Below are 11919 nucleotides of genomic sequence, written 5' to 3'. Positions count from 1 at the left end.
GGGCTACCTCGTTCAGTCGGTCAGAGGGGCGATACGGAAGGTGTGGTCCAGACGGCGCCACTCACCGGCGACACCGCGGCCGTCCGGGGTGGGACCGTCCTGCGGGACGAAGTCGACGATGAGCTGGTCCTTCACACCGAAGACGGTGTCTCCGTCGAGGTACGAACCGCCGGCCACGAACAGCTGCGTGATCAGGCGGCGGTGGCCGGGCGCGTCGATCATGAAGTGCAGGTGCGGTGCCCGGTAGGGATGGCGGCCGACCGCGGCGAGCATCTGTCCCACGGGGCCGTCCTCCGGGATGGGGTACTCCGAGGGCAGGATCGACCAGAACGTGAGCCGCCCCTCGGCGTCGCTCCGCAGCCGGGCACGCAGGACGGGTCCCTCCAGCTCCGGCAGCTGAACGTCGTAGAAGCCGTCCTCGTTGGACTGCCATACGTCGACGACCGCGTCCTTCACCGGCACACCGGCCGTGTCGGTCACGCGCACGTCCGCCCACAGCGGGGTGCCGGGCAGGCCGCCGGAGATGTCGGTGCCGTGCTCGGCCTCCGGCGGTCCCTCCACGTAGAAGGGGCCCAGGACGGCCGACGGTGTGGTGTCCGGTGTGCGGGAGTTGGTGAGCAGGTCCACGGCGCTGGAGACGCCCAGCACGTCGGAGAGGAGTACGAACTCCTGCCGGGTCGGGCTGCACACCTCTCCCGTCCGGGTGAGGAAGTCGATCGCGTACTGCCACTCCCCCTCGGTCACGTCCTGCTCGGACACGAAGGTGTGCAGGTGCCGTACGAGGCCGGTGAGCAGGGTGCGGACACGGGCGTCGGGCGCCTGCGCGAAACTCGCGACCACCTGCTCCAGGAGCCGGGCCGGCGTGGTCTCGGTGGCGGTGGGGTTCCGGGGACGGCGGCCGTGCCAGGCGTCTGCGAGCAGGGCCTCGATGCCCTCGACCGTCAGTTCCCGGGGGTTCGGGTACGGCGTCGCCACGGCCAGCCCGGCCGCGCGGCCCAGCTCGGACTCGGGCATCCCCAGGTCTCGCAGTGAGGTCGGTCCGCCCAGCGAGGCGATCAGGTCGTACATGCCGCTCGGCGCGTCGGGCACGTCCAGCGCGCGGGCGATGCGCCGCATGGCGTCCGGAGCGGCGGGCGCGTTGTAGGCCATCGCGTGCGGAAGGATCACGGTGTGCGTCTCGGCGTGCGGCAGGCCGAAGGTGCCGCCGAGGCTGTGGCAGAGCTTGTGGTGCAGGCCCATGCCCACCGTGGCCAGGCACGTACCGGCGAGCCAGGCGGCCTGGAGCAGGTCGGCCCGCGCCTCCCGGTCGGCGGGGTCGGCGGCCAGCCGGGGCAGCGCCCGAGCGATGAGCGAGATCGCGTCGAGGGCACGGCGGTCGGTGACCGGGTCCGCGTCCGCGGAGTACAGCGCCTCCACGGCATGCGCCATGGCGTTCACACCGCTGGTGATCGACATGGGCAGCGGCAGGGAGAGCGTGAAGTCGACGTCGTAGACGACGGTCTCGGGCAGGATCGCGGCCGAGGACCGGGTGACCTTGTGACCGTCACGCGTCTCGCCGAGCACGGGGGTCACCTCGGATCCGGCGTACGTGGTCGGTACGACCACCTGCGGCAGGTCCGTGCGTACGGCAAGTGCCTTGGACAGGCCCGTGGTCGAGCCCCCGCCGACCGACACGAGACAGTCGGCGCCCGCCTCCTTCAGTACGGCGAGCGCCGCGTCCGTCACCTCGGTCGGCGTGTGCATGGCGGCGCCGTCGAACTCCGCCGCCAGCAGGTCGCCCAGAGCGTGCCGGACCCGCGCGGACGCCTCGGCGAGCGGCGGGCTGGAGAGCAGCAGCACCCGGGAGCCACCGAGCCGTCGTACCTCCTCGGCGAGTTCACCGACGGTACCGGGACCGAAGATCACCCGTGCCGGATGGGAAGTGTGCACGAACGTCCGCATGGTCTATCGCCTCCGCGTGTCGGCAGAATCACGGTTGTGCCTGGCCACCGAGTCTGCGGGTTACAGGTGCGTGAACTCCTGCACGATCGGGGCGTGCCGTTGCACGAAAGACGCATGGCGGAGGTGGGTGTCGCGTGGCGAAGGCGGCCGGCCTGCCGACATGGCCGCCAGGAGCACGGGGGCGACAGCCTCCGAGTCGTCGCCGGACTCGTCTGGACACCAACAGAACGCCATCATGTCCAAGACAGCACACTGATCCCGATCAGGGACCGTATGGTCGGCGCCTCGAGAAGCAACTACCGGTTCTCAGCGCAACTGCCCGGCCCCTGTGGGTTCGCCCTCGTCCCTCGGCTCGCGCTGCTCGTGGCGTCGCCACTCGCGTCCGCCGTCGCGCGAGACCCACAGGCCTTCGCCCTTCACCAGGTCATACGTCGGTGTCGCGGCATCTGCGATGCCGTAGAGCGTCGTCCTCGACGTTGCTGACGTCGGCCACGAACATGGCCGTCCGCCTCACACGCTTCGCCGGCCGCACCATCGCCGCATTCTCACATGAAGTGTCAGCCACCTGGGTGGGAGGGAAGTTCATGTGCGGCCCGCACCGGCTCGGCGCGGGCCGCACATCGAACTTCATCGGAGTCAGAAGGTCAGGCTCCAACGGTCGAGATAGCCCGGGTCCGGGTCGAAGATGCCGGGGGTGTTGTCGGTGACCCTCAGCTTCCAGGTGCCGTTGGCGGGGACCTGTGAGGCGTCCACGGTGTACGTGGCGTGCACTTCACCCTCGCCGGTGTCCCAGTACCAGGGCTTCACCGGGATCTCCGTCCCGTTCTCGCTGACCAGGGTGACGATCTGGCCGCCCACCCACGGGTGGACGAGGTCGATGGTCACCTCGAGGTCGCTGGGCGCGTGGCCCTTGCGGCCGGTGACGACGAGGGGAGACTCGGTCGTGCCCCACTTGGGGATGTCGTAGCGGGCCGGGTTGACGAAGAAGCGTCCGCCGGAGGCCAGCACGGGCCAGTCGAAGCGCACCGTGTGCTTGGCCTTGCGCTGGGCGGTGTTCTTGACGGTGACGGCCGTCTTGAAGGTGCCCGCCTTCTTCGGAGTGCCGCTGATCAGGCCGGTGCGCGAGTTGATGGACAGGCCCTTGGGCAGCCCGTGTGCGGAGTAGGCCAGCCGTCCGGGGCTGGACCCGACCGCTTCGATCTGGCGGCTCGTGGGCTGGCCGACGGCGACGGGGCGGGTGGAGGGCGCGGTGACGGCGATGTGGTTGACGTAGCGGGCGCCGACGTTGACCGCGGCCCAGGCGTTGCCGACCGCTTCGTAGGTGGCGCTGCCCTGGCCGAACAGGTCGGCGGCCGCCTGGAGGGTGGCGGTACGGGCCCCGGCGTAGTCGGTGCTGCTCGTCATGTACGTGGTCAGGGCCCGGTACCAGATGTCGGTTGCGTTGCGCAGGCCGATCGGGGTGACGGGCAGGGCGTCGTAGGTGGGGCTGTCGTAGGCGACGCCGTTGATCGTCTTCTTCCCGCTGCCCTCGGAGAGGAGGTAGAAGAAGTGGTTCGCCGGGCCGGAACTGTGGTGGACGTCCTCCTTCTTCAGCTGGGGCGTCCAGTAGTCCAGCGAGGTGCCCTTGTCGGGGTGGGCGTCCTTGGAGGGCTGGTCCATGTAGCGCAACGGCTTGCCGGTGCCGCGGACGTCGGCGAGCTCACCGAGCGTGTAGTCGGGCACGTCGGCGGTGTTGTTCGCGAAGAACTCCACGGCCGTGCTCATGATGTCGCTGGTCGCCTCGTTGAGGCCGCCGGACTCTCCCGCGTAGGTGAGGTTGGCGGTGGCGTACGTGACGCCGTGGGTCATCTCGTGGGCGGCGATGTCGAGTTCGGTGAGCGGGTGGGCGTTGTCCCGGCCGTCGCCGTAGGTCATGCAGAAGCAGAGATCGTCCCAGTAGGCGTTGGCCAGATTGTTGCCGGCGTGGACGCGGGAACGGGCGCCGACGCCGTCGTTGGCGATGCCGTTGCGGCCGAACCGCTCCTTGTAGAAGTCCCAGGTCTCACGCTGGCCATAGGCGGCGTCCACGGCGGCGGTCTGGCGGTCGGCGACTGTGCCGTCGCCCCAGTTGTCGTCATCGTCGGTGACGAGGGTGCCGGAACCGCCGACACCGGTCATGTCGAACGTAGCGTGGCCACCGCGTTCCGGGTCGGTCAGCTCGAAGACGCCACCGTTGTTCACGGTCCCGATCTGCACCTGGCCGCTGTACTGGCTGTGGCCGGCACCGGCCTTGATCTGCTCGACGCTCTGCAGGCGCGCGCCGGTAGCAGCGTCCGTCACCACGCTCAGACGGCTGGGTACGCCGTCCGGCTGCGTGCCGGTGACGAAGGACTGCCAGGCGAGGACGGGGCTGCCGTCGCCCATGAAGACGACGAGGCGGGGAGAGCCGGCCGCCGCCGGGTCCTGGGTCCGGGCGCCCTTGGCCGCGGAGAGGGCACTCTTCTTCGCCTCGGCGGCGCTGACGGCGGGTTTCGTGCTGGGCACCGCGATTCGCGCGGTGGACGCCTTGCTGACGGTGCGGCCGCCGGCCCTCTCGTGGACCACGAGGTCACCGCCGAGCACGGGAAGTCCCGCATACGTGCGCTCGTAACGTGTGTGCACTGTGCCGTCGGCGTCCTTGATGACGTCCTTGGGTATCAGTGCCTCCTTGCCGCCCAGCCGGAGGGCGTCGGCGGTGGTGGCACCGGCATCGGCCGCCGCTTCGAGCAACTGCTCGCGCTGCGCGGCGGTAAGGGTGACGGGGCGCGCCCCGGCCATGGCCTTCGCCACGATCCTCTGCGGTGCCGTCCCGTCGTCCTCGGGTGCCGCGGACGCGACGTCGGGCGAGAGGAGGGGCGTCAGCAGTGCGGCCAGGGCCACGGCGGCGGTCACCGGGACAAGGCCGCGTGGCCCACGTGTGCGGCGAATGTGCGCGGGTCTCGGCGACGATGTCGCGTCAGAGGCGGCTTGATGGTTCGTCACTCGTGCAACTCCTAGTGCCCGACCGCATGAGCGACCGGCGAGCGGTGACAGGGAAGGGTGAGGAAGCCTGCGGGTGATGAGGTGCGCGTGGTGCTCGCAGGCCGTGGTGGATCGTTTCAGCAGGCCCGTTCGCTGTCACCATCTCGGAGATCAATGTCCGAAAGCCGGTCATCTGCCTGTCGGGCGGGCGACGGGACGCCTGTCGGCAACAAGCGGATTTACCGGACGGAAATGCCGACTTGACGCTTCGTTGGGGCGAGATTCAGCCATGGCGAAAGCCGGAAGCGCCGCCCGGATGGTGCACATCTGTGCACCATTCCCTGCTCAAGGCGTGAGGCGCGCAGCTCCGCCGCTGTGACCGACGATGGTTTCAGCCAGGTCGAGACAGCCTCGGGAGCAGCCCGGTTCGGACAGCCGGCCGAGCACGGTCAGCGGTGCCGTTACCGCCGCTCCGGCCGGATGTCCCACAGCGACGATGCGCGGTCTCAGCAGTCACGGCCGCGCGAGTCGCAGGTTGTCGTCAGGCTGATCGTCGCGCCGCCCGGCAGTCGCTCTCAGAAGCCCCGCGCTGCGCGCTTGTACAGCGGTTCTGTGATGCTCTTGGTGAACTGCGGGCCGATGAGGTGCCGGGTGCAGCCGGCCGCCGGTGCGTAGCCGCAGTGATTGCTGGCGCGGTCGAGGTAACCGCCTTCCGTGTTGACGCCGACCACCGTTCCCAGCCCGGACCGCACGTTCAAGGCACTTATCCGTGGACCGCCACTGGCGCCGCCACCCATCACACACTTGGTGCCCCACAAGCCCTTGGCGATGGAGACGTCGGCGGTGCTGAGTGCTTGCTTGGCTTCGCCCGTGCAGTAGGCAAGCCGCGCTCCGGTGTATTCGGGCAGGCCCTCCCGAGCCGGATCCGACGCGGCGCGGGGGTAACCGAACTGGTAGACCCGCGCACTGCCCGGACGGTTGAAGCCGATCTTCTGGGCGGCACCGACCGCGGTTTGAAGTCGCTGTCCACGTGGGCCGTGGTTGAGAACCACGAAGGCCTGGTCGTACTTACCGAACTTCTCCTGTTGCTGATCGTTCTTCAGCCAGGTGGCGGCGGTGACCGCCATACGACCCGTGTACTTCCCGTAGGGCGCCCTGCCGTCGTGATATCCCGGAACGAACATCACGTTCGTCGCCCACCGATTGTCCTCACCGAGGAGGTTGGTGTTGTTGACGCAGTGGGCGGCCGTTGCCACCGTGCTGCGATTGGCGCTCGCCACGACGGTGGCGGTGCAACTGCTGTCCTCGCCATGGTCGGTGAAGAACAATCTGCCCACCGTCTTGGTGACGTGGTTCTGCCTGGTCCAGGGCGCGCCGTCAGGACCCTTGACCGGGCGCTGTCCGGTGACCGGCTCGGTCACCGCCGCGATCCGTCGCGGCGTCCAGTAGGCGAGCACCTTCTTCTGAGCTGCCGCACTGACGGCTTGTGAGTGGGTAGCCACATCCGCCGTCGCCCGGGAGGCCCGCGGGACATCCGCAGTGGCCGAGAGCGGCATTGACACCAGCGCCCCCATGCTGAGAACCACTCCGGTCATGGCGGCGGTGCCTGCGATCTTGCGGGTTTCGTGCAGGGCGCGTCCTGCACGGTGAGGTGTCGTCATACGCGCAACCTACGCACCGAAGATCAGCAACCTGTCAGCGTTTGTTTGACATATCGTTCGGCTTCGCGACGTTGCTGCTTCGCCGAACTGCGGGGCCTGCCCATCGCCGTGACCGCCCGAGCCGCGGCGTCAGCGGGGGCTGTCGCGCCGTGCTCGCGAGGGTTCCTCCGGCGCGACTGGCGATCAGGTCGGGACACCCGCGGCCGGCGTGCGCGCCGTCCGCTTGAGCAGAAGGTTCCTTGCCAGGACCCCCAAGGCGGCTCCCGGAACGGGCGCCAGCAGATAGACCCAGAGGAAGCTGTACTGTCCCGACGCCAGCGCCGGACCGAACTGCCGGGCGGGGTTCGTGCTGCCGCCGGTGCTGTTGCCCAGCAGAGTGATGGTCAGGCACACGACTGTGCCGACCATGTAGGGAGTGTGGCGCGTCAGCCGGCGGACTGATGTGAACACCGCCACGAGCAGCACGATGACACCCGTGGACAACGTCTCGGCCGCGAAAAGCTCGGCGGCCGACCAGCCGGGCCCGGGTTGCAAAGCGGCGTAGGTCACCGGCGGAGCGCTCGTGCTACGGCCCCAAATGCCTCGCGCCGCGAACACGCCGAGCAAGGATCCGGAGAGCTGAGCCACGGTGTAGGGCACCACTGCCGCGCCCGGGAGGAGACCGAGACGCCACATCGCGAAGGAGATCGCCGGGTTCATATGGGCGCCGGACTGTCTCCCGAGAGGGCTGAGGACCAGTCCCGTGATGAGAATGCCGACTATGGCGCCGACGGCGAGCAGCTGGAGGCGGACCTCCGGGATCGCCGAGGAGACCGCAGGTGAACCGATGACCCAGCGTACGACGGTCGTCACACTGAGCAGGAGAAGGAAGGTCAGTACCAGCTCTACGGCACTGTGGCGGAGTACCGCAGGGGAAGTGCTCAACAGGTTGCCTCGGACGGGGACGGGCACGAGCCCTCCCGAGGGAGGGTTCTCCGCCCGTCCGGAGATGACGGTCGGCCCGCAGCCCCGCTGAACGCGGCCGAGCTGCTCCGGCCGCGAGCTCAGCTCAGCTGGAGCCGGTCCGCGATGCCGGCGGACGTGAAGGCCCGGACAAGATCGTCGCGGTCCTCGGTGAAGTGGGCCCAGCTGTCGCAGTGCGCGGGCACCACACGCCGGGCACCGAGGATCTGAGCGGCTTCGGCGGCTCCGTCACCGTCCAGGACGACCAGCGCACCGTCGAAAACGGGCAGGCGAGGAGCGCCGGCGAAGAGGACCGCCGTGTCGATCGGAGCGAAACGGTCGGCGATGCGCCGCACCAGGTCCAAGGAGGCGTTGTCGCCGCTGACGTAGACCGTGGGCAGGCCGTCGGAGGTGAGGACGAACCCGATCACTTCACCGGCGATCGCTTCTGCCCCCTCCGGGCCGTGCAGGGCTGGGGTGGCGGTCACCGTCACCGTGCCGCCGTCCTTGCGCGGGAGTTCCATGGAAGCCCAGGGGGCAAGGCTGCGAGCCGTGCCACCGAGGCGCTGCGCACCGTCGGCGGTGGTGACGGTGAGCGGCACACCGGCGAGGAAATCTCGTCCGGAGGTGTCGAGATTGTCGGCGTGCTGGTCGTGCGAGAGCAGGACGGCGTCGACCGGACCCAGCTCAGCCGGTGCGATCGGGGACGGGGCTGTCTTGGTCAGCACCAGGCCACCGGGCAGCTCGTAGTCGCCAGGGCCGTCGAAGGTCGGGTCGGTCAGGAACCGCAGACCTCCGTACTCGATGAGAGCCGTAGGACCGCCGAAGACAGTGATCGGAACCTGTTGCACGGGAGACACCTCACGGATAGGGGAACGGGTATCCGTGACAACCATAAGCGGCTCTCACGGATACCCGCAAGCCGTACCATGAGACACATGGAGGCAATCGCAGCAGAGCAGCTCAACGTCCAGCCCGCGCCGGGTGCGGCGCAGTACCCGGCACTCGACCTCGCCAACAGCGTCGTCGCCCTGACCAGCGGCCAATCGGTGGACCTGCTCGACACTCCCGTCGCAGCCGGTCAGTGGCTCGCCGGGCACGATCTCGCGCCGGCGGCCGCCGTCCTGGACGGCGACGACGCAGCGCGCCTCCACGGTCTGCGCGCACACATCCGCTCGTTGATCGACTCGAGCATCCACGGCGGCCCAGCGTCCGAAGACGCTCTCGACGCCCTCAACGACGCCCTCACCGGTGCGCCGTCCGCGGCCCTGCTGAGCTGGAACCCCATCAGCGGGCTGCACCGCACAGCTGCCCGACCGCGCAGTGAGATCGTCGACCACGCCCTGGCCCGCCTGGCCTCGGACGCAGCCGACCTGCTGACGGGAGCGGACGCCGAACGGCTCACGGCGTGCGGATCCAACCCCTGCAACCGCTACCTGCTTCGCCACGGACGCCGCCACTGGTGCTCGACGCGCTGCGGCGACCGCGCCCGCGCGGCCCGCGCCTATGCCCGCCGTACCCGTTCGGCGACCCCATGACGCTTGCGAGCAGAGGACGTCGGCAGGACCGCGCGCGGGAGTCGGCGCTCGGCATCGACTCGCGGCCTGCGTCCGGCAGTTGCCCCGCGCCGAGCCAGTCGGTCCGCGAGCGTGCGGGGAGTAGCGGCTTCGGCCTTTCACGCGCACCGCTGGATGCGACGTGACCGTCCTTCCCCGGGGGGTTGAGCGCGACGGCTTGTCCACCACGCCGGCCCCGCAGGTGCCTACGCGGGTGAGAGGCCCGGATGCGTGTCCGTTCCGGGCCTCTTCTCCAGCACGGTCCGTGGGGCCTGAACTCGTCGAGGCGGCCTCCCACTCGACGTATCCGCTCGTCGGTGTACCGCTACTTTCCGGCGGCGGCGGCACGCTCACGGGCAGCGGCACGCTCACGCTCGGACAGACCCTCATCCTCACCGGCACCCTCAGCGGCGGCACGCTCACGGGCAGCCGCACGCTCACGCTCGGACAGACCCTCATCCTCACCGGCACCCTCAGCAGCGGCACGCTCACGGGCAGCCGCACGCTCACGCTCGGACAGACCCTCATCCTCACTGGCACCACGCTCACGAGCAGCGGCACGCTCACGCTCCGAGAGGTCCTCATCGCCCCCGGCATCCTGAGCACCGGCACGGTCGCCCTGGGCGGAACCGTCCGTGCCAGGGACCGACGTGGCCGCGGCACCCGCGGGCGCGGTGGACGACGGCTCCGCTCCACCGGAGGTGTTGCCCCCGTCCGGACCGCAGGCCGTCAGAGCGAACCCGGCGACCGCGACGGCAATACCCATGGCAACGCGGCGCGCAGTGGTGACCTTCATGAGACGAACTCCATTCAGCTGTGGTGACCGGGCGTGTTCCCCGTCGTGATCACCACATTGGACCGATCACCACCGGCCCCACCAGGCCCAACCCCCTCTGGTGACCGTCACACCGCGACCCGGTTACCGACCACGGACACGAGTTACCGCGGCGCACCCAAAAGCTGAAGATTCCCTGACAACCGACTCCGCGACTGCGGGCCCATCACCGTGTGAATGGCAGGCTGCCGGTCAAGAGGAGCCGTTGTTCGACGGGGCGAATGCAACAGCCTTTGTGGGAACCCGAGTTGGGCGTAGATGATGGACTGGCATGCTCGAGTTCGAGGAGCGCTTCGTGGATGCAAGCGCCCCATTTTGCCGAGGGATCGCATTTCCGTGCCAAAGAGGTGGCGCACAGATACCAACTAATGCGGCGTGACTCGAAAAGCGTCTATAGTCGCTTGGCCGAAACTGATCATCGGACGGATGGCGCGACCGACAATCGCGAAGCTTCGCTTGACCTGTCCTCCGCGTGAAGAAACTGAGCATGAAAGGGGAGTGGCCGCCCAATGCTCGATGAGGGCGCCGTGTCCGCAGGGCAGGGTCACCGACGTACCGTAGCCGGCCGCTACCAACTGCTGTCCGCCCTCGGTACGGGGGGCATGGGAACGGTCTGGCGCGCCTACGACCAGGTGCTGCACCGCGAAGTGGCCGTCAAGGAAGTCAAAGCACCTGATGATCTGGCGGCGTCGGAAGTCGAGCGCATGCACGCCAGGTTGGAACGTGAAGCGTGGGCCGCGGCACGGATCTGCCATCCGAACGTGGTGACCGTCTATGACGTGGCCAAGGAAGACGAGCGTCCATGGATCGTCATGGAGCTGATCCGCGGTTCGTCCATGGCGGATCTGCTCAAGGCCGAAGGAGCGCTGTCGCCTCAACGAGCGGCTCATGTAGGCGTGGAGGTGCTCGCCGCCCTGCGTGCCGCCCACGCGGCCGGGGTGCTGCACCGCGACGTCAAGCCGGCCAACGTGCTCATGGCCCACGACGGCCGGGTGGTGCTCACCGATTTCGGTATCGCCACGCTCGAAGGCACGTCCGGGCTCACCATGGCCGGTGAGATGGTCGGATCCCCCGAGTTCCTGGCACCCGAACGGGCACTGGGCCAAGCGCTGGGGCCCGCCTCGGACCTGTGGTCGCTCGGCATCCTGCTGTATGCCGCAGTCGAGGGGCGCTCGCCGTTCCGGCAGACAACCCCGCTGGTCACCCTGCGCGCCATCGTCGAAGAGGATCTCCCACCGGCCCGTCAAGCAGGCTCACTTGCCTCCGTGATCGAAGGGCTGCTGCAGAAGAACCCGGAAGAGCGTCTGGCCGCGGAGCAGACGCACCGGAAGCTCTGCGCGATTCGGGACGGCCGCACCACTGGCGTCACGGCCCATCCGGCCACAAGTCAGGTGACCACTCCGATCATCGGGTCACCGGTCGCCCCCCGGCCCGACAGACGTCGCCGTCGAACCGCCGTGCTGGGCGTGAGTGCGGTGGCACTGTTGCTCGTGGGCGGAGGACTCACTTACAGGGCGGCGAACGGGGACGGGCAGGAGAGTACGGCGGCGCCGGAGAAGTCCGAGCCGTCGCGCTCCAGCGGATCGGTGGAGGTGTCCGTGTCCGGCGAGCGCAGTGCCTACCAGGGCAGCTGCCCGCCCTACAACGAGAACGCTCCCACCTTCACCGCGACCTTCACCGTCGATCGGACCCCGGCCGTGGTGTCGTACCGGTGGGTGACGGACAAGGACTCGCTGATCGACGACGAGTGGCAAACGCTGCCGTTCGCAGCGGGTGACGCAACGACGAAATCGAAAAGCCTGGACTTTTCGACCTACTACGGTGAGTCTTTCCGTACGTTGATAGGCGTCGAAGTCCGCAAACCGCAGGCGGTCCGGTCGGACAGCGAACTTCTGGTGATTGAGTGCGACGAGGGTTGAGGCACACCCCGTCAGTGGCCATGGCTTGACAGCCACGCTCGTCCCCGCAACCAATTCCACACGATGCGCCGGTGTCGAGATGCCGC

The 11919-nt window shown here is 68.9% G+C and carries 8 protein-coding genes; 3 read left to right on the top strand and 5 right to left on the bottom strand.

Annotation, left to right across the window (positions count from 1 at the left end; genetic code table 11):
• Positions 1-12: 12 nt before the first annotated feature.
• The 5 genes from DN051_RS43515 to DN051_RS43490 all read right to left on the bottom strand — a co-directional run bounded on the left by DN051_RS43515 (position 13) and on the right by DN051_RS43490 (position 8419).
• The gene (locus DN051_RS43515) at positions 13-1941 is read right to left on the bottom strand and encodes a maleylacetate reductase and hydroxyquinol 1,2-dioxygenase domain-containing protein (RefSeq protein ID WP_112443237.1); all 1929 of its coding nucleotides are present in this window, start codon (positions 1939-1941) and stop codon (positions 13-15) included.
• Between the two features lie 636 nt (positions 1942-2577).
• Entirely contained in the window at positions 2578-4851 is a 2274-nt protein-coding gene (locus DN051_RS43505) for a M4 family metallopeptidase (protein WP_246041217.1), read from the bottom strand.
• A gap of 644 nt (positions 4852-5495) precedes the next feature.
• Positions 5496-6581 (bottom strand): trypsin-like serine peptidase, encoded by a 1086-nt coding sequence (locus DN051_RS43500; protein WP_162625204.1) that lies wholly within the window; start codon positions 6579-6581, stop codon positions 5496-5498.
• Positions 6582-6764: 183 nt separating this feature from the next.
• Entirely contained in the window at positions 6765-7532 is a 768-nt protein-coding gene (locus DN051_RS43495) for an MIP/aquaporin family protein (RefSeq protein WP_246041216.1), read from the bottom strand.
• A gap of 92 nt (positions 7533-7624) precedes the next feature.
• Positions 7625-8419, bottom strand: a complete 795-nt coding sequence (locus tag DN051_RS43490) for an MBL fold metallo-hydrolase (RefSeq protein WP_053764251.1) — start codon at positions 8417-8419, stop codon at positions 7625-7627.
• A gap of 42 nt (positions 8420-8461) precedes the next feature.
• On the opposite strand from DN051_RS43490, the gene DN051_RS43485 reads away from it, so the two are divergent.
• The 3 genes from DN051_RS43485 to DN051_RS43475 all read left to right on the top strand — a co-directional run bounded on the left by DN051_RS43485 (position 8462) and on the right by DN051_RS43475 (position 11833).
• Positions 8462-9061, top strand: coding sequence for a CGNR zinc finger domain-containing protein (locus DN051_RS43485; RefSeq protein WP_425471810.1), 600 nt, complete (start codon positions 8462-8464; stop codon positions 9059-9061).
• A gap of 283 nt (positions 9062-9344) precedes the next feature.
• On the top strand, positions 9345-9902 hold the full coding sequence (locus DN051_RS43480; protein ID WP_112443232.1) for a hypothetical protein: 558 nt from the start codon (positions 9345-9347) through the stop codon (positions 9900-9902).
• Between the two features lie 521 nt (positions 9903-10423).
• The gene (locus DN051_RS43475) at positions 10424-11833 is read left to right on the top strand and encodes a serine/threonine-protein kinase (protein WP_112443231.1); all 1410 of its coding nucleotides are present in this window, start codon (positions 10424-10426) and stop codon (positions 11831-11833) included.
• The last annotated feature ends 86 nt before the right edge of the window (positions 11834-11919 follow it).

Origin of the sequence: Streptomyces cadmiisoli (genome assembly GCF_003261055.1) — a bacterium.
Taxonomy (GTDB): Bacteria; Actinomycetota; Actinomycetes; order Streptomycetales; family Streptomycetaceae; genus Streptomyces; species Streptomyces cadmiisoli.
Note: the sequence above shows the minus strand (reverse complement) of the source record. Positions and strands in the feature narration are given on the sequence as shown.